Here is a 20,002-nt window from a genome sequence, read left to right as displayed (position 1 = left end):
CGAGCCGGGACGACGGGGTACCATTTTACCGAGCCTTAAGCCGGATCGCCTCGCCGCCACCCGGCGCGAGCGGCAGCGTCAGCGTGTCGCCTTTGCGGACGGTCTTCGTCTCGATCGTGATCGAATGCCGCGCATCGGTCTTGTAGTCGGCGCCCGGACCGTCGCGATAGATCTGCGCGGTGTAGCTCTTGCCCGCATCGAGGAAGTCGAGCGTCACCGTCAGCGTCCGCTGATTCTCGTCGGTGACGCTGCCGAGGTACCAATCGTTCGACTTCCGGTCCTTGCGCGCGAAGGTGACGTAGTCGCCGACTTCGCCGTTCAGGACGCGGGTGTCGGACCAGTCGGTCGGCACGTCCTTGATGAACTGGAACGCCGCCGGATACTTCGCATAGTTCTCGGGCGTATCCGCCGCCATCACGACCGGCGAGTAGAGCACGACGTAGAGCGCGAGCTGCTTGGCGATCGTCGACAGGATGTCGCTGTTGTCCGACCCCTTGAGGCTGAGCACGCCCGGCGTGAAGTCCATCGGCCCTTCGAGCATACGCGTGAAGGCGAGGTTGGCCTCATGGTCGGGCGGGTTCTTGCCGGCCCAGCTGTTATATTCCATGCCGCGCGAGCCTTCGCGCGCGATCCAGTTGGGATAGGTGCGGCGCAGGCCGGTGTCCTTGACCGGCTCGTGGCTGTCGATCGCGACCTTGTACTTCGCTGCCGTGGTGACGACCCGCGTATAGTGGTTCACCATCCACTGGCCTTCATGCCATTCGCGCTTGGCGGTGCCGTCGGGATCGACGCGCTCGATCTGGCCTGCATCGGTGACGTACCCAGTCTTGACCGCCGGGATGCCGTGATCGCGCGCATAGCCGAACGACCGGTCGAGCTGGCTGTCGTAATGGCTCGCCGAGCCGCCGGTCTCGTTGTGGCCGATAAGGTAGACGCCCTTCGCCTTCGCGTATTTGGCGAGCACGTTCGCGTCGAAGTCCGGCGTCGGCGTATCGAACTGCATCGCGGTACCGTCGCCGAACCAGTCGCCGTCCCAGCCGACGTTCCAGCCCTCGACCAGCACGCCCGGAATCTTGTTGGCGCTGGCGAAGTCGATGTAGCTCTTCACATGCGCGGTGGTGGCGCCGTGCTGCGGTCCGGTCGCCCAGCTCCACTTGCCGGTGATCATGTTCCACCACACGCCGACGAACTTGCCGGGCTTCACCCAGCTGACGTCGCCAAGCTTGTTGGGCTCGTTGAGGTTCAGTTCGAGGTGGCTCATGTAGAGCCCTGGTGCGTCGTTCGAAATGATAAGCGTGCGCCACGGCGTCGCGAACGGACCGGTCCGCGTGACCTTCGGCGAGCCGGCACCCGGCGTAAGCACCGCCTTCAGCGTGTTGCCCTCCACCTTGGCGACGTTCATCCCGGCATAGTCGGTCAGCGCCGCCTCGTGCAGCGCGACGTGCGTGCCGCTGGTGAGCTTCAACGTGATCGGGGTGGCGGCGGTGCCGACGCCGGTCAGCGGCGTGCGGTTGTAGAGATACTCCTCCCGGTTCCATTCGAACGCGGGCTTCCACCATGCGGTGGCGTCCTCGGCGAAGGCGAATTGCGTCAGTTCCTCGGCGATGTTGATCGTCTTGAAATTGGGCTGTTCGGGGAATTCGTAGCGGAAGCCGACGCCGTCGTCCTGCAGGCGGAAGACGACGTCGATCGCGCGCTTCAGCCGGTCGGTCTCGACCAGGCGGACGCGCATCTCGGTGTGATTGTCACGGATCGACGTCCATTCGCCCCAGGGCTGCGTCCAGGTCGAATCCGCCTTGTTGCGGGTCACGCTTTCGATCTTCAGGTGACGGTCGAACTTGGGCGCGTCGGTGAACAGGAAGCCGAGGCGTGAGGGGCTGACGATCAGTTCGCCCTTGCGGGTGATGCTGTACGTCGCCTTGCCCTCGCCATCGGTCGCGACGGTGACGATGATGCCGCCGTCGGGCGAGGTCGCACTGACGCTCGGGATGGCGGAGGCGGGCTGCGGCTTGATCGTCTCGTTGGATGTCGGTGCGGGGACTGCATCCTGCGCGAAGGCGGGAGCGGCGATCAGCGCGGCGGAGAGCAGCAGAAGGGTCTTCATGGTCAGGCGATCCTTTCGGCGACGAGTGCCGCATAGGCGCCGAGGGTCCAGCCCCCGGCGTGGTGGGTATCGATGGCGTTGACGACATCGCGCACGCGCCAGCGCTCGGGCTGGGCGGGGCGCCATTCGGTGGGATCGGCGCCCATGTTGAACACGCACAGCATCGTCTCGCCATCGGCATGGCGTTCGAAGGCGAGCATGGAGGACGAGACCTCGACCAGAGTCAGGTCGCCGATCGCCAGCGCAGGGCTCGCCTTGCGCAACGCAAGCAGGCGGCGGGTGAACTGGAGCAGCGAGTCCGGATCGCCTTCCTGCCGATCGACTGCCAGCGCCGCATGATCACCGCCTACGGGCAACCACGGCGTCGCGTTCGAGAAGCCGGCGTTCCGGGCGTCGGCGATCCACGGCATCGGCGTCCGCGCCCCGTCGCGCGACAGCGTCAGCGGCCAGTTGGCGATCGCTTCCGGATCCTGGAGCAGGTCGAACGGCACCTCGACCTGGGTCAGACCGAGTTCCTCGCCATAATACAGGAAGATGTTGCCGCGCAGGCAGACGAGCAGCAGCATCTTCATCCGCGCGAACGCGTCGCGCACCTCCGGATGATGGCCGCCATCGACCCACCGCGAGACCGCGCGCGGCGCGTCGTGGTTCTCGAACGCCCAGCTCGGCCAGCCGAGATCGGCGTCCGCGGGCCACAACAGGATCGCATCCGCCACAGTCTTCGGATCGAGCGCGGAGGCGTAGAGGAAGTCGAAGCCATAAGCGCTGTTGAGCCGGGTGTTGCCGCGCGTGAACAGCTTCATCTCGCGGTCGCTGTCCGCACCGCCGACCTCGGCCACGGTGAAGCGGTCGCCGTATCCGTCGATCAGCCGTCGCAGCCGTTCGAGGAACTCCGGGATATCCGGATGGCTCTGGTTGTGGACGTGCGCCTGGTAGTCGAACGGTCGCGTCTTCAGGCTGTTGTCGCTCGCGGGCGGGTTATCGGTGAGCGCCGGATCGTGCATCGTGAAGTTGATCGCATCGAGGCGGAAGCCGTCGACGCCACGATCGAGCCAGAACTTGGCCGTGTCGACGATCTCGTCCTGCACGTCGGCGTCATGGACGTGGAGCTGCGGCTGTTCCTTCAGGAAATTGTGCAGGTAATATTGCCGGCGCCGCGCGTCCCAGGTCCAGGCGGGACCACCGAACACCGACTGCCAGTTCGACGGTGGGCTGCCATCGGGCTTGGCGTCGGCCCAGACATACCAGTTCGCCTTGGGATTGGTGCGCGACGACCGGCTCTCGACGAACCACGGGTGCTCGTCCGAGGTATGGCTGTAAACCTGGTCGATGATGATCTTCAGGCCCAGCGCATGGGCGCGGGCGATCAGCGCGTCGAAGTCGGCGAGCGTGCCGAAGATCGGGTCGACATCGCGGTAGTTTGCAACGTCATAGCCGAAGTCCTTCATCGGCGATGTGAAGAACGGCGACAGCCACACCGCATCGACGCCGAGGCTCGCGACATAGTCGAGATGGCGAGTGATGCCGGGCAGGTCGCCGATCCCGTCGTCGTTCGAGTCCGCGAAACTGCGTGGATAGATCTGGTAGATCGTCGCGCCTTTCCACCACGGGCGGTCCTGGGGTCGGTGATCGGCGGCAACGGGCAGCAAGGCAGTGTCAGGCATTAACGGGTCTCCGCGGCGCAGACGGCATAGCCGAACGCGGGCAGGGTTATCATGACACTGCCGGGGGCGGCGGCGCGGGGCGCGCATTTGCCGGCAAGCGTGGCGAAGCGGGACGAGCCGGTCTCGACCTGCACCGCCTGGGTGAGCGGCTTGGCGGAGGTGTTGAACGCCAGCAGGATTTCCGCGCCGGTGGTCGGATCGAAGCGCGAGACGGCGAGCAGGCCGGGCGTTTCGCTGCGGCTGCGGATCAGCGTGCGGCCGCGGGTGAGGGCGGGATGCGTGATGCGGACCTTCGAAAGGTCGGCGATCTCGCGGAACAGCGGGTTGGTTTCACCAAAGCTCTCGGTCGCGGTGGTCTTGGTCGTGCCGAGCAGGCGGTTGTCGTTGTAGATCGCCACCTTGGAGGCGAACATGTCCTCGCGCGCGTCCTGGTCGTTCCCGTCGCTGACGAAACCCTGTTCGTCGCCCGAGTAGATCGTCGGCACGCCGCGGAGCGTCAGCAGCATCGCGTTCGACAACAATACGCGCTTGAGCACCTCGTCGTCGGTCGCCTGTGGAAACGCCTTCCGCACGAACGTCGCAAAGCGGCCGTCGTCGTGGTTGCCGGTGAAGGTCGGCAGGATCGCCGCGGTGTCGGCGCCCTTAGCGTACAGCACGTCGCCGTCGAGCAACGCCTCGAACGCGTCGGTCCCGCGCGTTCCCGCAACGGTCTCGACCACCGCCTGGCGGAACGCGAAATCGAGCACCGCGGGCAGCTTGTCGACGATCGTGTGCTGCGCAAGCACGGCGGGGCGGACCTCGTGATCGGAGACTTCGCCGAAGATGTGGAAGTTCGGAATACCGTTCGCCTGCGCCCGCGTCAGCATCGCGGGGACGAATTGCGCCCAGAATTCGGGGTTCACGTGACGCGCGGTATCGATCCGGAAGCCGTCGACCTTGAACCGGTCGATCCACGATCCGAAGATGTCGATCATGCCGCTGACGACGCGGGGGTTCTCGGTCATCACATCGTCGAGGCCCGAGAAATCGCCCATCGTCGAGCTCTCGTTCATGAACTTGGTGTCGCCGCGATTGTGGTAATAGATCGGGTCGTTGAGCCACGCCGGCACCTTCACATTGCGCTCGGCGGCGGGGACGTACGGCGTGTACGCATAGGTCGTGTCGGTCAGCTTGGCGAAGTTCGCCGCGGTCTGGACGCCGTCACCGACGAACCCGCCATTGATCGCCTTGCCGCCAACGCCGCCCTTGCGCTGGTACGGATACGTGGCGCGATCACGGTATGGGCAGGGCATGCCGATCCCACATTCGCGGTACTGGATCACGTCGGCAGTGTGGTTGATGATGATGTCCATATACACCTTCATCCCGCGCTTGTGGGCAGCATCGACGAAGGCGGTCATGTCGGCGTTGGTGCCGAGATGCGGGTCGACCTGCGTGAAGTCGGTGATCCAATATCCGTGATAGCCGGCGGATTCGTGGCCCGGCGACCCTTGCACCGCCTTATTCTTGAAGATCGGCCCGAGCCAGATCGCGGTCGCGCCGAGATGCTGGATGTAGTCGAGCCGCTTGGTCAGCCCTTTGAGGTCGCCGCCGTGATAGAAGCCCTTCGCGGTCGGGTCATAGCCGGTCCTGAGCCGGTCGCCGGCGATCCCGCCACGATCGTTGCTCGGATCGGCATTCTCGAACCGGTCGGGCAGGACGAAGTAGATCACCTCGTCCTGTGGCAGGCGCGCGCGGTAGTCGGTCGGCGATGTCTGGGCGACGGCGGGCAGCGCGGTGGCGCCGAGCAACGCGGAAAGGATCAGCGTCTTGATCATGCGGGATCCTTTGTCGGTAGGGGCATCCGGCCCGGCAGAGGCTCCAACACAGGGCCCCCGAAAAGCGTGCCGCGCACCTAAGCGCGCGGCACGTAGGCATCAGAACTTGAAGGTCGCGCCGGCGAGGAAGCGGCGGCCATACTTCTGATAATCGATGATCTGGTCGCTGCGCGTGCCGTTGATCGTCGTGAACGGCTCGTTGGTCAGGTTCTGGCCCTGTACGTAGAGCGAGACGCCCTTCAGCATGCCGGTCGAGATGTCGTAGCCGAGCTGGCCATCGATGATCATCTCGCCCGCCGCACGACGACGGACCAGGTTCGCACCGAAGCCTGACAGCTCGCCGACGAAAGTCGACCGGTAGCGAAGGCTGCCGCGTGCCGAGAAACCCCATTTCTCGAAATAGGCGGTGCCGTTGGCGACCCAGCGCGAATAGCCCGGGATATCCTCTGCGCGACCGCCCGGAGTCGGGACGATCTCGGTCTTGGTGTATGATCCGCCACCGGTCAGGCCGAAACCGTCGAGCGCGGAGACGATCTCGCCGATCGGCAGCGTGCCGGCCAGCTCGACGCCGTAGATATTGCCGCCTTCGCCGTTGATCGGGACGGTCGCGGTGCCGATCGTCGAGGTCGTGGCGGGCGCGTTCGCCGGCAGCGGATAGCCCGCGTAGCTGAAGTTGGTATCGGCAAAGCTGTAAACGAAGCTCTTGAGTTGCTTGTAGAAGCCCTGCGCCGCCAGATACCCGCGGTTGCCGAAATACTTCTCGACCGTGACGTCGTACGAGTTCGAACGGATCGGGCGGAGATATGGGTTGCCGCCGCTGCCACTCAGGATGCCCTGCGCGGTGTCATAGCCGTAAGCGAGCGCGACGCGCATGTCGTCGAGCCGCGGACGCTGCATCTGCCGCGCTGCCGCTGCACGGATGACGATGTCGTTCGAGAAGCGCAGCGCAAGGTTCACGCTCGGCAGGAAGTCGATATAGTCGGCACCGCGCGTCACCGGGACCAGGCCGCCATTGGCGACGACGTTGCCCGACGATTTCTGGTTGGTGAAGACGCCCTGCACGCCGGCATTGCCGGTCAGCTCGGCCGAGCCGATCTCCTGCTTGATGTTCGCCTGCAGGTACGACGTCATGATCCGTTCCTGGATCGAATAGCCCTTGGCCACCACGTCCAGATTGTTGTTGTTCGATACGAGACGGTACACGCCGCCGGCGAGCAGCGCGGTCGGATCGTAGCTGAGGATCGGCCCGAGGCCGAGATAGGACAGGTTGGTCGGCGTCAGCTGATACTGGCTCGGCAGCGTCTGCGAGAGCGCACCGTTGGCAAGCTGCACCAGCGCCTCGTTCGGCGTCAGCGACTTGTTGCGATCGGTATAGTTCATCCCGAAGCGGACGCTGGAGATCGGGCTGTCGAGTTCGCGCTCGATCTCGACACGGTACTGCTTCAGATCGTCGACGACGTGACGATCGTTATAATAGCCCGCCTGCACGTTCGCGCCGCCCCAGCCGAGCGGATCGGTGAGCTTGATCAGGCCCGGATCCGAATAGTTCAGCGTCGGGCTGAAGAAGGTGCCGGTATCGCCCGACGTGAAGCCGATCGTGTCCTGCGCGCCGACGCCCTGGCCGTAACCGGTGCCCGAATAGGTCTCGAGCACGGTCTCGTCGCGGGTGGTGCGCGACATGCTGACGTCGACCATCGCGTTCCAGCCGTCGGTGCCTTCGTACTTGCCGTTATAGCCGAACGAATAGAGCTTGGCCTTGCGCTCGAAGCTGTCGTTGCGGACGACGCCCTCGACGCCGCGGAACGAGCCGTTGGTGACCAGGCCGTTGGTGATCGTCGTCGCGGTCGGAATGGTGGTCGCCGCGCCGAAGCCGAGCGGAAGCTCGATGCCGCGCTTGATCTGGTCGTCGTTGAAGTCGGAGAAGAACCCGTCGAGCGTCGCGGTGACCTCGGGAATCGGCTTCCACTCGACCGTGCCTTGAAGGCCGAGGCGCTTCAGGTTGGTCGAGGTGACGTACGACTTCGAGCCGCCGATGATCGCGGGGACGGCCGCGGTGCCAGCGCCGGCATAGCCCCAGGCGTTGAATTCCTGGATCTGGTATGGCTCGTCGAGATACGAGGCCGACAGCGCGACGCCGAGCGTGTCGTTGAAGAACTGGTCCACGTAGGTGCCGGTGACGCGGTAGCCCTTGTCCTTAGATCCGGCGTTGAGCTTGCCGATATCGGCATAGGTGCCGCGGCCGCCGACCGAGATGACGCGCTTGCCGTATTCGATCGGGCGGATGGTGCGCAGGTCGACCGTGCCCGACAGGCCCTGGCCGATCAGCGAGGCGTTGGCGGTCTTGTAGACCAGCACCGGGTTGATGATTTCGGCGGGATACTGGTCGTATTCTACCGCACGGTTGTCACCGGTCGAGGTCTGCTCGCGACCGTTCAGCAGCGTGGTCGAGAAGTCGGGCGAGAAGCCGCGGATCGAGATGCTGTTCGAGCGGCCGTTGACGCGCTGCGAGGTGAGGCCGGGCAGGCGGGCGATCGACTCGGCGATCGATGCGTCGGGCAGCTTGCCGATGTCCTCGGCCGAGATCGACTCGACCACCTGGTCGCGCGACTTCTTCTCGGCGACCGCGTTCTCCAGGCTGCGACGGAAGCCGGTTACGACGATGGCCGCCTCTTCGGGCGTGCCGCCGGCGTCCTGGACCGTAGCTGCTGCGGACTGTGCGACCGCTTCGTTCTGCGCGGGCGTCAGGTCGCCGGTGACGGCGGCGTTGGCGGCGCGGCGCTCGGGTGCGCTGCCGGACTCGTTGGGGTTGCCGGCGGTCGACGAGCTGCCGGCGGGATCGGGCACCTTGGTGCCGGCATTCACGTCCTGCGCATAGGCAGGCGTGCCGGCGAGCAGCATCGCCGCACCGAGCGTCGCGCCGCTTGCCGAAAGCTTCAGGATGGCGCGTGCGGCAGTTGCCGACGCACGAATGCGAACCGTCATGGTAATCCTCCCCTGGGGTCCCGTTAGGCGTCTTTCGCGCCTCGGGTATGTAACAAGACCGTCATTGGAATTCGCGCCGCGCAAAGGGAAGCAAGCTACATACGTATTCAAACCGGCCGCTCCGGACCTGTTGCGTGCGGGACACAGTTCGCCGCGCCTAACCGATTGACGGCGGAGGCGTTCTGCGCTGTGTCGGGCGGGTAGTGCCCGCCGATCGAACGGGCTGATCGAGGATGCCGTTCACGTGACCGCCGCCAGACCTATGGGCAAACCAGCGGGCAAACCGACCTCGTTCGACATCGCCCAGCTTGCGGGCGTGTCGCAGCCGACGGTGTCGCGTGCGCTGCGCGGCAGCCCGACGGTCAACGCGGCCACCCGGCAGCGGATCGAGGCGATCGCCAAGCAACTGAACTATACCGTCGATCGCAGTGCCTCGAACCTGCGCAACGGCACCACCAAGACGCTGGCGCTGCTGCTGTTCCGCGATCCGACCCCCGACGAGACGATGGTCAATCCGTTCTTCCTCGGCATGCTCGGCGCGATGATGGCGGCGTGCGCATCGCATGGCTACGATCTGCTCGTGTCGTTCCAGCAATTGTCCGGCGACTGGCACACCGATTACGAGGACAGCCACCGCGCCGACGGGCTGATCCTGCTCGGCTATGGCGATTATGCCGACTATCGCGCGCGGCTCGAACTGCTGGTCGCGCAGGGCACGCATTTCGTACGCTGGGGCTCGGTCCAGCCGGGCCAGCCGGGGATCACGATCGGTTGCGACAATGTCGCGGGCGGCACGGCGGCGGCGCTGCATCTGATCGAGCGCGGCCGGCGGCGAATCGCGTTCCTCGGCAGCGCGACCGATCATTATCCCGAGTTTCACGACCGGTATCGCGGCTATGTCGCGGCACTCGGCGAACACGGCCTGACGGTCGATCCGCGTTTGCAGGTCGAGGCGATCTCGACCGAGGAGGACGGGACGCGGGCCGCGCGTGAACTGCTCCAGCGCGGCGTGCAGTTCGATGCGATCGTCGCGGCCAGCGACCTGATCGCGCTGGCGGCGATGCGCGTGCTGGCGGGGGCGGGGCTGAACGTGCCGTACGACGTCGCCATCGTCGGGTTCGACGACATCCCTGCCGCCAGCCTCGCCAATCCACCACTCACGACCGTGGCGCAGGATACCGGCCTCGCCGGACGCCGGCTGGTCGAGACGCTGCTCGCGCGGATCGGCAACCGGCCGGCCGAAAGCATGGTGCTGCCGACCCAACTCGTGATCCGGCGATCGTCGGGCGAAGGACACTGAATGCCGAGCCTTGGAATGCCGATTTCGGGTAGGGAAAAGCCGCGTCAGGGGTTCTGGGGGCTGTGGAACATCTCGTTCGGGTTCTTCGGAATCCAGATCGGGTTCGCGCTCCAGAATGCGAACGTGAGCCGGATCTTCCAGTCGCTGGGGACGAGCGTCGACGATCTCGCGTTCCTGTGGATCGCCGCGCCGTTGACCGGGCTCCTCGTGCAGCCGGTGATCGGGCATTACAGCGACGGGACCTGGGGCAAGCTCGGGCGCCGGCGGCCGTATTTCCTCGCCGGTGCGATGCTGGCCACGATCGCGCTGCTGGCGATGCCGAATGCGCCCGTACTGTGGGTCGCGGCGGTGCTGCTCTGGATGCTGGACGGATCGCTGAACGTCGCGATGGAGCCGTTTCGCGCGTTCGTCGGCGACATGCTCGGCAGCCGTCAGCGGACCGCGGGCTTCGCGTTCCAGACCGGGTTCATCGGTGCTGGCGCGGTGATCGGCAGCCTGGCGCCGATCATCCTCACGGACGTGTTCCAGGTTGCGAACACCGCGCCCGCGGGCGGTATCCCGCCCTCGGTGCAATACGGCTTCTACATCGGTGCATTAGCCCTGTTCTTCGCGGTGCTGTGGACCGTGCTGACGACCAGCGAATATTCGCCGGCGGAGATGGCGGCGTTCGAGGACGAGGGTGAGGTTGCACGGGGCGACACGGTCGTACGGTCGAACGCCAGGCTCGCGCCGGTCTGGATCGCGCTCGGAGCCATCGTCATCGCCGCGGTGGCGCGGTTCGGGCTCGACAAGCCGGTCTACCTGCTCGGCGGCGGGCTGATCGCGTTCGGCGCGGCGTTGCTGGTCAGCGCGGCGCTCGTGCGGTCGGGCAGGGAGTCCAACGTTCTCAGCCAGATCGTCGGCGATCTTGGCACCATGCCGCAAACAATGAAGCAGTTAGCACTCGTCCAGTTCTTCACCTGGTCCGCGCTGTTCATAATGTGGATCTACACCACGCCGATTGTCACGCAGCACGTGTTCGGCACGACCGACACGACGAGTGCCGCGTATAACGAGGGCGCGAACTGGGTCGGCGTGCTGTTCGCGGTGTATAACGGCGTGGCGACGCTGTGGGCGTTCGTGATGCCGGCGCTGGCGGCGCGGATCGGTCGCCGCGACGCGCATATCCTCGGGCTGCTGTGCGGCGCGGCAGGGTTCGCGTCGTTCCTGGTGGTACGTGACCAGTATCTGTTGATCGGATCGATGGTGCTGATCGGTATTGCCTGGTCGTCGATCCTGACGATGCCCTATGCGATCCTGTCCAACGCGCTGCCGCAGGCGAAGCTCGGCGTGTACATGGGGTTGTTCAACATCTTCATCGTGTTGCCGCAGCTGATCGTGTCGTCGGTGATGGGACAGGTGGTGCGGACGTTCTTCCCGGGCGACGCGGTCTGGGCGATGCTGATCGCCGCCGGCGTGATGGGGGTTGCAGCGCTGGCAATGCTACGAGTGCCGCGGGCGGCCTAGTCGCTTAGAAATAGGGCGCGTCGGTCATCCGTTGTGACACCCACCAGAGTATCCCGCGCGGATCGCGGATGCCGCCCTGTCGGTCGCCATACGGCATGTCGGAGACCGGCATGATGCTTTGACCGCCCGCCGCGATCGCCCGTGCCATCGCGGCATCCGCATCGGCGACGTAGAGGTACAGCGATACCGAACTCGCCGGGAATTGGTCGGACGCTTCGCTCAGCATGATCGCTGAGGTGTCGAACAGCATCTGGCAATTGGCGATCCGGCCGGTCGGATCGCTGCTCCGGCCGATCTCGCGCGCGCCGAATGCGGCTGTCAGGAAGTCGATATACTCGTTGGCGCCGTCGACGAAGATATACGGCGTGACGACGGCAAAGCCCGCTGGAACATGCATCGTATATCTCCCCCCTGATCGGAAAACTGGTTCGCTATAGGCGCATCAGCCGCCGAAACTGCGTCCCCCGAAGCCACCACCGAACCCGCCGCGTGAAATCACCGAACTGCGCGACTGGACGCGGGCAGGGGCTCTCGCCGTCGTCGGCGTGAAGGCGTCCGAGCCCACGCGTGTCCGGCCCGTGACATAGTCGCGGTTGATCCGCCCGCCTGCGCCGCCATAATAATTGCCGTCTCGATCCCGGTACATCGGCGCACCGCGGTTGCCGAAACCACCGTTGAGGGCCTGCCCGACCAGGAAGCCGGTCAGCAGCGGCGTGAAGAAGCTCCCACCACTCCCGTTGTTACGCGGCTCGCACTGCGCGGCGCCATATTGCTCTTCGCAGGTCTGCTTGTCCTCGAACCGCGGTGCGGTTTTGGCGGCATCGGCCTTGGCCTGCTCGAACGCGGTGTCGCATTGCACCGCCGACAAGGCACCCGCCGCGCGGCATTCCTGCACCGACGCATAGCTCTGAGCCTCGACCGGCTTGCCACCGACATCGCCGTCGCACGCGGTCAGAGAAATGCCCGAGCCTGCGATCAGGCTGGTGAGAACGATCGATCTGGAACGCTTCATCGCTATGCCTCTCAGTTCGTCATGCAGGCGGCGTTGAGGATGCCGACGCACAGCGAGATGCTGCCCATATAGGTCGCGGCGGCAATTTCGCCGCGGACGATCCGGTCGTTGAAGTCGCGCATCACGAAATGCTGCACGATCAGGAACGTCACGATCTGGATCACGCCCGCGAGCAACGCCCACACCGCAAACTCGACCAGCGAGACGGTATGCGTCAGCGCCGAGGCCAGCGGCAGGACATAGCCAAGCAACGCCGCGCCGAGCGTGATCGCGGCGGCGGTGTTGCCCTCCCGGATCAATGACTTCTCATGATACGGCGTCGCGACCTGATAGACGATCTTGAAGACGATCGTGAACGCCCCCGCCGCAACGAACGCGATCAGGAAGGCGAGCGCACTGGCGCCGAAGCTGTATTGATCAATCATGGCATTTCCCCCGGAGCCGTCTGTGCGCGACGCTAGGCCCTGAACTCGCCGAGTTCCAGTGCCACGCCCAGCATGATCTCGAACGAGACCTCGCCGGACTCGGTCTCCATGTCGATCGCGAGCAGCAGTTCGCGGCCGTCGTCGCCCGGCAGATCGCGCGCGAACAGCATGCAGGTCTGGAAGATACGGCGGTCGACGATCCCGTCGCGGTCGTCGTGGAGTTCCTCCCAGAACGTCACGGGCTCCTGCTCGCTCGCTTCGGGACCGAACCACGACCGGCTGTATTCGGGCAGCCCTTCGGCCGTGAAGGTGCGGGCCTTGAGGCGGCTCTTCCAGGCGGGGCGCTCGGCGGCCGACGACGGGTAGCTGCTGTCCCACGGCGCGAACAGCGTGACATCGGTCACGTCCTGCCCGGCGCGATCGTTCGAGACCGCCTGGAACATGATGTCGTCGTCGGTGTAGAATCGGTGGACGAAGCCGCCTTCGTTGAGGTCGATCAGCCCTTGCGCGACGATCACCAGCGTATCGCGATCGAACGGGAACAGGAGCTCCGACCCGAACCGGCGCCAGGCGAGGGGATCGACCGTTACCGTCCGCCCCAGCGTGACGTTGCGGACGACGGGCAGGGCGTTCTCGTCAAGCGCTGGCTTGCGGCCGAACAGGCGATCGAACATGCAATCCTCGTCTCTCTGATTGGCCCCCCGCATAGGCCAAAGCGCGAGCCGTCGCAAAGCGCCATTGGCGTGCCTCTCGTGCGCGCCTATGTGATTGCGCGAGCGACAAGCACGGGAGTTCTTGCATTGACCGACATCTGGACCGTCCGCAGCCTGAAGGCGGCGCTCGACACGTCCGAGCCTGCGAAAGCCGGCGAATTTTCCGCACGGATCCTCGAGGGCGCGGACCCGGTATTGTTGGTGACGATGCACCATCACGGCGACCTCGAACTGTTCGTCAACGTCAGCGAGGCGCAGATCGCCTGCTCGACCTTGCTGTGGCCGTGCGACGAGCAGGAGGACCAATTGGCGTTCAACACCTTCCTGCTGAAGTCGCAGAAGCTGGTGCCGCTGTCGAACTTCGGGATCGGCACCGTCGACGGTCGCGATTATTACGAGCTGTTCGGCGAACTCGCGACGTCGAGCCGGCTCGATACCGTAATCATCGAACTCCGCACGCTTGCCGAGAACGCGATCGATGCGGCCACCGACCTGCGCCACGCGCAGGTTCCTGCCGCCTGATTTAGATACAAACGGAGAGACTGGCATGGCCATCTGGAGCAAGCTTTTCACCCTTGGTCGTGCCGGCGCGCACGAAGCGGGCGCCGCGGTCGTCGACGCGAACGCGCTGCGTATCCTCGACCAGGAAATCCGCGATGCCGACAAGGCGCAAGGCAAGGCGCGCGACGACCTCGCCGGGCTCGTCGCCCGCCGCCGCATCCTCGAAACTGAAGTCGAGAGCTTCCGCGCGCAGGCCGCGAAGTATGAGGCTTCCGCGCGCATCGCGGTCGAGAAGGGAAACATGGACCTTGCCCGCCAGGTCGCACAGCGGATCGCCGATCTCGAACAGGACATCGCGCTGAAGACCCCGCAGGTCGAGGACATGCGCGCTGCCGAGGAGCAGATCCACACCGCCGTCGCGCAGACCGATCGGAAAATCGAACAGCTCCGCCGCGAGGTCGAGGTCGTGAAGGTCAACGAGTCGGTGCAGAAGGCGCAGGCCTCGGTCGCATCGGGCAGCATGGGCGCGGGCAACAAGCTCGGCTCCGCGGCGGACAGCCTCGCGCGTATCCGCGAACGCCAGGCGATCCGTGGTGAGCGGATCAAGGCGGCGGGCGAACTGGAAGACCGTCGTACCGGCGCCGACCTCGACGAAAAGCTGCGGCTGGCGGGTATCGGGCCGGGCCAGTCTTCGGCGGACGACGTGCTCGCGCGGCTGACTGCACCGAAGACGCCGCAAGTCGGCCAGACGCTGCAGATCGAGCAGCGCGACGACAAGACGTCGGACTCCTGATGCGCCGGATCGCGGTCGACCCGCGCGGCGACTGGCGCGAGCGGGCCGACGCGATCGGGTTCGTCTATCACGATACGGACGGTGAACCGTACTGGGACGAAGGCGCGGCCTATGCCTTCACGCTGGCGGAGATCGAGGACGACCTCGAACCCGCCGCCGAACAGCTGCACGCGATGTGCCTCGACCTGGTCGACGAGGTAGTCCGCGACCAGCAGTTGATGGAACGTCTCGCGATCCCGCGCGAGCAGTGGAATTACGTCGCGGAGACGTGGCGGACGCGCCAGCCGTCGCTCTACGGCCGGTTCGATTTCGCCTATGACGGGACGGGGCCGGCCAAGCTCTACGAGTATAATGCCGACACGCCGACGTCGGTGTTCGAGTGCGCGACGTTCCAGTGGATGTGGCTGGAGGATCTGCTCGCGAGCGGTGCGTTGCCGGCAGGGACGGACCAGTTCAACAGCCTGTTTGACAAGCTGCGCGAGCGGTTCCGCGCGCTGTTCCCGAGCGGTGGCTTCGTCCATTTCGCAGCGGACGCGTCGGCGGTCGAGGATCGCCAGACGGTGCGGTTCTTCGAGGATCTGGCGTCGCAGGTCGGGATCGAACCGAAGTTCGTCGAGATGAAGGACATCGGCCTCGCCGCCGACGGCCGCTTCGTCGACACCGATGGGTTCGAGGTGCAGGCCGCGTTCAAGCTGTACCCGTGGGAGTTCATGCTCCGCGAGCCCTATGCGCCGAACCTGTCGCGCGCCGACGTGCGCTGGATCGAGCCGGCGTGGAAGTCGATCCTGTCGAACAAGGGCATCCTGCCGCTGTTGTGGGAACGCCATCCCGAGCACCCGAACCTACTCCCGGCGTTCTTCGATGACGATCCCGCCGCCAAGATCCTCGGGCCGAAATATGTGCGCAAGCCACTGTTCTCGCGTGAGGGCGCCAACGTTGAGGTGATCGGCGGGAGCGGCCACGCCGTGCTCGACCAGGGCTATGGTGCCGAGGGCGCGATCCGGCAGGCCTATGCGCCGCCGCCGGTATTCGACGGCCGCCATCCGGTAATCGGCGCGTGGATGGTCGGCAACGAAGCCGCGGGGATTGGCGTTCGGGAAGATGAAACGGTCGTGACGCGCAATCTCGCGCGGTTCGTGCCGCATATCATCGAGGCGAATGATGACTGACGCGCGTGAGTTGCCGCCACTGCCGCCGATGGAGCGGCTGGTCGAACTGATGTTCGATGCGGCCCGGACCGGGCGGGACGAAATGATCCCGGCGCTGTTGCAGGCGGGTGTCGATATCGAGGTGACCGACGCGAAGGGCTACACGCCGCTCGTGATCGCCAGCTACAACGGAAAGGCCGAAGCCACCGCAGCGCTCCTTGCGGCAGGCGCGAAGGTCGACGGCGCAGCGGACGCGCGCGGCAACACCGCGCTGATGGGCGTCTGCTTCAAGGGCTATACCGAGATCGCGCAGATCGTGCTCGACGCAGGCGCCGACGTGAACCGGCGCAACGGCGTGGGTCAGACCGCGTTGATGATGGCGGCGCTGGTGAACAAGACGGGGATCATCGATCTGTTGCTGGAGCACGGCGCGGACCCGGCGATCGTCGATGCGGCGGGAAACAGCGTGCATTCGCTTGCGGTGTCTCAAGGTAATGCGGCGTTGGCCGAGCGCTTCGCAACGACCGGTTAGCTACCCCAAATGTTCACCCGCGAAGGCGGGTGCCCAGCCTGGGCACCCGCCTTCGCGGGTGAACAAGCTTCTGTCAGTTATCAACCTCTTGCTCGACGCCGGCATGCGTCTTCGCCAACACCGCCCCAACATGCGCCTCGCCACGAGCCTCGGCCAGCCGCACCTGCCGCTCGCGCTCCGCATACCCAGCCCGCTGCGCCTCATCGCGCGCATCATGACACACCGGGCAGCTCACCCCCTCGACATAGAGCGGCGACGAACGATCCGCGACACTCACCGGCATCCGGCACGCATGACACAGGACATGACTTCCCAACGCAAGCCCATGCCCAACCGCAACCCGCTGATCGAACACGAAACATTCCCCCTCCCAAAGGCTCTCAGCCTCGGGCACGGTTTCCAGATACTTCAGGATACCGCCCTTGAGGTGATACACCTCGTCCAGCCCCTCCGCCTTCAGGAATGCGGTGGACTTCTCGCACCGTATTCCCCCGGTGCAGAACATCGCGATCTTCGGCGGCGGGCCGTCCCCAACCAGTTCGTCGCGGTGCTCGCGAAACCAAGCCGGAAAGTCTCGGAACGTTCGCGTCTGTGGATCGACCGCACCGGCAAACGTGCCGACCGCGACCTCGTAATCATTCCGCGTATCGATCAGAATCGTCCCCGGCTCGGCGATCAGCGCATTCCAGTCCTCAGGCTCGACATAATGCCCGACGCCTCCCAGCGGATCGATCGAAGGCTCGCCCATCGTCACGATCTCGCGCTTGAGGCGAACCTTCATCCGGTGGAACGGCATCGTCTCCGCGCGTGATTCCTTGACGTCGAGGTCGGCGCAACCCGGCAGAGCGCGGATATGCGTCAGCACCGCGTCGATCCCCTCTTCGGACCCGGCGATCGTCCCGTTGATCCCCTCGGCGGCGAGCAGCAGCGTCCCCTTCACCCCGTTCGAACAGCACACGAGCGCAAGCGGCGGCTGGATCGCGGCGATGTCGGCGAACGGCGTGAAGCGGTACAGCGCCACGACGCGGATGGGCAGGATTTCGGTCATCGGTCTATCATGCAGGGGTGAGGGGCCGTCCCTTAGCGCAACTCCACCCCCGCGTCAGCCTGCGGTGACGATCATCCCATCAGCCACCACGACCGGCCACGGCGTCAGCCTTGTCCCGCCGCAAGGCCCCCCGACACAATTGCCGCTCTCGATTTCGAACAACGCGGAGTGCCAACTGCACGCGATCAGGTCGCCACTCGGCGTGAGATAGTCGTCGAGCACCTGCGCGAGCGGCAGGCCCATGTGCGGACAGCGGTCGACATAGCCGAACACCGCATCGCCCCTGCGCACGACGAAGCCATGGAAACGGCCGGCGCGCATCTGGAGCACGAAGTTTCGCGCCTTACCCTCGGCGATCGCATCGAGCGGCGCGAGCTTGATCCCGTCGGGCGTGGCGGTCAGCCGTTCGCCGTCGCTCATGCGCGGTCGGCGTCCGGCTGCCGGTCCGGATGCGCGGCGGCAAAGGCGGGGAGGGCGCGTGCCTTGTCGGCGGCGCTCTTGAGGTGCGGATAGGGCGAGAGATCGACCGCGAACCGCTCGGCCGAATAGACCTGCGGCACCAGATGACAGTCGGCGATCGTCGGCGTCGCACCGAACGCAAAGCCGTCGCCATGACGCGCGATCAGCGTCTCCAGCGCAGCGAACCCCTCGCCGATCCAGCGCGCGATCCAGCGGTTCACCGCTGCCTCGTTGGCCCCGAACTCGGTCCGCAAGGCGTTCAGGATGCGGAGGTTGTTCACGGGGTGGATATCGCACGCGATCGCCGCCCCCATCGCGCGGACGATCGCCCGGCCATCTGCGTCGACGGGAAGCAACGGTGGGTCGGGATACACCTCGTCGATCCATTCGAGGATCGCTGGGCTCTGCGTCAGGACTACATCGTCGGTCTCCAGCGCCGGAACGAGCCCCTGGGGATTGAGCGTCCGATACTCGGCCTTGCGTTGCGCGCCGGTGCGGAGATCGTGCGTGACCTGTTCGTACGCGATGCCCTTCAGAGCCAACGCGATGCGGACGCGATAGGCGGTGGTCGAGCGCCAATAGCCGTGCAGCGTGAGGCTCACTTCGGCAGGACCGCCTTCGGAAAATCCGACCAGACCGCATCGTAATCCAACTGCGAATGCTCCAGCGCGTAGGCGGTCGGCTTGTACGGCCAGCAGCTCTCCAGCATGAACGCCATCGTCCCGTCGATCTTGTGCGGCTTCAGGTCCGCCGCACTCGCACCCTGCCAGCTCGCCAGATCCGGCCCGTGGCCCGACATGAGGTTATGCAGCGAGATGCCGCCCGGCGCGAACCCCTCCGCCTTCGCGTCGTATGCGCCGGTGATCAGCCCCATCGCCTCGGACATGACGTTGCGGTGGAACCACGGCGGGCGGAAGGTGCCTTCTGCGACCATCCAGCGCGGCGGGAAGATCACGAAATCGGCGTTGGCACGGCCGGGCACGTCGCTCGGCGAGGTCAGCAGCGTGAAGATCGAAGGATCGGGATGGTCGAAGCTGACCGTGTTGATCGTGTTGAACCGCGACAGATCGTAGCGCCACGGCGCGAGGTTGCCGTGCCATGCGACGACGTCGAGCGGAGAATGATCGAGCGTCGTCGTCCATAGCGAACCCATGAACTTCTGGACCACCTCGACCGGCTCGTCGCGGTCTTCGCACCACGCGACCGGGGTCTCGAAATCGCGCGGGTTGGCGAGGCCGTTGGCGCCGATCGGGCCGAGGTCGGGCAAGCGGAACAGCGCGCCGTGGTTCTCCGCGACATAGCCGCGCGCTTCGCCATCGGGGAGTTCGGCGCGGAAGCGGACACCGCGCGGGACGAGCGCGATCTGGCCGGGGGCAATGTCGATTCGGCCGAGCTCGGTCAGCAACCGGAGACGTCCGGCCTGCGGCACGAACAGCAGTTCGCCGTCGGCATCCATGAACACTCGGTCCGTCATGTCCGCGTTGGCGGCATAGACATGCAGCGCAACGCCTTCGAGATCGGCAGGATCGCGGTTGGCGAGCATTGTCGTCATGCCGTCGATCAGATCGATATTCGGAGCGGGGGCGGCGATTGGGTCCCAGCGCAGCCGGTTGGGCGCGAGTGGCGCATCGGTGGTGCCGGGCGCGAACCGCTCGGCGCCGATGTAGCGCTCGAACGGCGGATGCTCGGCGGTCGGGCGCATCCGGTAGAGCCAACTGCGGCGGTTCTCGTGGCGCGGCGCGGTGAACGCGGTGCCGGAGAGCTGCTCGGTATAAAGACCGAACGCGGGGCGCTGTGGTGAATTGCGGCCGATCGGGAGTGCGCCGGGGATCGCCTCGGTCGATACGTGGTTGCCGAAGCCGGGCAGATACTCGGTCTGGCCGGCGGTCTCGCCTGCGGCATTGGTCGGCTGGTGAATTGTCATGGCTTCCTCTCCGTCACCTGTTCCGATCAACGCCCGAACCGCCGGCCGTTCAAACTCTTATTTGCCCTCTCCCC

Annotated in this window: 18 protein-coding genes; 6 read left to right on the top strand and 12 right to left on the bottom strand. The window is 65.7% G+C overall.

All coding sequences use genetic code 11. The annotated features are described in order from the left end of the window. Window positions 1-25 precede the first annotated feature (25 nt). The 4 genes from VH567_RS10645 to VH567_RS10630 all read right to left on the bottom strand — a co-directional run bounded on the left by VH567_RS10645 (window position 26) and on the right by VH567_RS10630 (window position 8,567). On the bottom strand, window positions 26-2,104 hold the full coding sequence (locus tag VH567_RS10645; protein WP_423325845.1) for a glycoside hydrolase family 97 protein: 2,079 nt from the start codon (window positions 2,102-2,104) through the stop codon (window positions 26-28). Window positions 2,105-2,106: 2 nt separating this feature from the next. Continuing rightward, window positions 2,107-3,768, bottom strand: a complete 1,662-nt coding sequence (locus VH567_RS10640; protein WP_423325843.1) for an alpha-glucosidase — start codon at window positions 3,766-3,768, stop codon at window positions 2,107-2,109. Further along, window positions 3,768-5,585 (bottom strand): alpha-amylase family glycosyl hydrolase, encoded by a 1,818-nt coding sequence (locus tag VH567_RS10635; protein ID WP_423325841.1) that lies wholly within the window; start codon window positions 5,583-5,585, stop codon window positions 3,768-3,770. Before VH567_RS10635 ends, VH567_RS10640 begins: the two co-directional genes overlap by 1 nt. Before the next feature lie 99 nt (window positions 5,586-5,684). Continuing rightward, window positions 5,685-8,567, bottom strand: coding sequence for a TonB-dependent receptor (locus VH567_RS10630; protein ID WP_423325839.1), 2,883 nt, complete (start codon window positions 8,565-8,567; stop codon window positions 5,685-5,687). 262 nt (window positions 8,568-8,829) lie between these two features. Here VH567_RS10630 and VH567_RS10625 point away from each other — a divergent pair, with 262 nt between their 5' ends. Next, window positions 8,830-9,867, top strand: a complete 1,038-nt coding sequence (locus tag VH567_RS10625; RefSeq protein ID WP_423325904.1) for a LacI family DNA-binding transcriptional regulator — start codon at window positions 8,830-8,832, stop codon at window positions 9,865-9,867. Next, window positions 9,868-11,373, top strand: coding sequence for an MFS transporter (locus VH567_RS10620; RefSeq protein WP_423325837.1), 1,506 nt, complete (start codon window positions 9,868-9,870; stop codon window positions 11,371-11,373). A 4-nt stretch (window positions 11,374-11,377) separates the two neighbouring features. On the opposite strand, the gene VH567_RS10615 is transcribed toward VH567_RS10620, so the two are convergent. From VH567_RS10615 to VH567_RS10600, 4 genes are read right to left on the bottom strand one after another with little or no spacing between them, the layout of a single operon-like run. Next, window positions 11,378-11,770: a VOC family protein gene (locus VH567_RS10615; protein ID WP_423325835.1), complete on the bottom strand. Its 393-nt coding sequence runs from the start codon at window positions 11,768-11,770 to the stop codon at window positions 11,378-11,380. A 45-nt stretch (window positions 11,771-11,815) separates the two neighbouring features. Continuing rightward, window positions 11,816-12,385, bottom strand: a complete 570-nt coding sequence (locus VH567_RS10610; protein WP_132897950.1) for a DUF1190 domain-containing protein — start codon at window positions 12,383-12,385, stop codon at window positions 11,816-11,818. 11 nt (window positions 12,386-12,396) lie between these two features. Then, window positions 12,397-12,810 carry a DUF350 domain-containing protein gene (locus tag VH567_RS10605; protein WP_423325833.1) on the bottom strand — a complete coding sequence of 138 codons (414 nt, stop codon included), beginning with the start codon at window positions 12,808-12,810 and terminating at the stop codon, window positions 12,397-12,399. A gap of 32 nt (window positions 12,811-12,842) precedes the next feature. Continuing rightward, on the bottom strand, window positions 12,843-13,484 hold the full coding sequence (locus VH567_RS10600; protein WP_423325831.1) for a DUF2491 family protein: 642 nt from the start codon (window positions 13,482-13,484) through the stop codon (window positions 12,843-12,845). A 126-nt stretch (window positions 13,485-13,610) separates the two neighbouring features. On the opposite strand from VH567_RS10600, the gene VH567_RS10595 reads away from it, so the two are divergent. Genes VH567_RS10595 through VH567_RS10580 form a run of 4 tightly spaced genes read left to right on the top strand, consistent with a single transcriptional unit; the run spans window position 13,611 to window position 16,497 of the window. Beyond that, window positions 13,611-14,045, top strand: coding sequence for a YjfI family protein (locus VH567_RS10595; protein ID WP_133031098.1), 435 nt, complete (start codon window positions 13,611-13,613; stop codon window positions 14,043-14,045). Window positions 14,046-14,070: 25 nt separating this feature from the next. Beyond that, a complete protein-coding gene (locus VH567_RS10590) occupies window positions 14,071-14,817 on the top strand; it encodes a PspA/IM30 family protein (protein ID WP_423325829.1) in 747 nt (248 codons plus the stop codon). Next, window positions 14,817-15,986 carry a glutathionylspermidine synthase family protein gene (locus tag VH567_RS10585; protein ID WP_423325827.1) on the top strand — a complete coding sequence of 390 codons (1,170 nt, stop codon included), beginning with the start codon at window positions 14,817-14,819 and terminating at the stop codon, window positions 15,984-15,986. Before VH567_RS10590 ends, VH567_RS10585 begins: the two co-directional genes overlap by 1 nt. Next, window positions 15,979-16,497: an ankyrin repeat domain-containing protein gene (locus tag VH567_RS10580; RefSeq protein ID WP_423325825.1), complete on the top strand. Its 519-nt coding sequence runs from the start codon at window positions 15,979-15,981 to the stop codon at window positions 16,495-16,497. Before VH567_RS10585 ends, VH567_RS10580 begins: the two co-directional genes overlap by 8 nt. Window positions 16,498-16,570: 73 nt before the next feature. Here the strand turns inward: VH567_RS10580 and VH567_RS10575 are convergent, their stop codons facing one another. From VH567_RS10575 to hmgA, 4 genes are read right to left on the bottom strand one after another with little or no spacing between them, the layout of a single operon-like run. Continuing rightward, window positions 16,571-17,545 (bottom strand): rhodanese-related sulfurtransferase, encoded by a 975-nt coding sequence (locus tag VH567_RS10575; protein ID WP_423325823.1) that lies wholly within the window; start codon window positions 17,543-17,545, stop codon window positions 16,571-16,573. A 54-nt stretch (window positions 17,546-17,599) separates the two neighbouring features. Beyond that, on the bottom strand, window positions 17,600-17,965 hold the full coding sequence (locus VH567_RS10570; RefSeq protein ID WP_423325821.1) for a Rieske (2Fe-2S) protein: 366 nt from the start codon (window positions 17,963-17,965) through the stop codon (window positions 17,600-17,602). Beyond that, window positions 17,962-18,606, bottom strand: a complete 645-nt coding sequence (gene maiA / locus VH567_RS10565; RefSeq protein WP_423325819.1) for a maleylacetoacetate isomerase — start codon at window positions 18,604-18,606, stop codon at window positions 17,962-17,964. The genes VH567_RS10570 and maiA overlap by 4 nt, the downstream gene beginning before the upstream one ends. Next, on the bottom strand, window positions 18,603-19,928 hold the full coding sequence (gene hmgA / locus VH567_RS10560) for a homogentisate 1,2-dioxygenase (protein ID WP_423325817.1): 1,326 nt from the start codon (window positions 19,926-19,928) through the stop codon (window positions 18,603-18,605). Before hmgA ends, maiA begins: the two co-directional genes overlap by 4 nt. Window positions 19,929-20,002 lie beyond the last annotated feature (74 nt).

Source organism: Sphingomonas sp. 4RDLI-65 (assembly GCF_049472435.1).
Lineage (GTDB): Bacteria > Pseudomonadota > Alphaproteobacteria > Sphingomonadales > Sphingomonadaceae > Sphingomonas.
The sequence above is the reverse complement of the archived record's forward strand: the minus strand, read 5'-3'. Positions and strand labels throughout refer to the sequence as shown.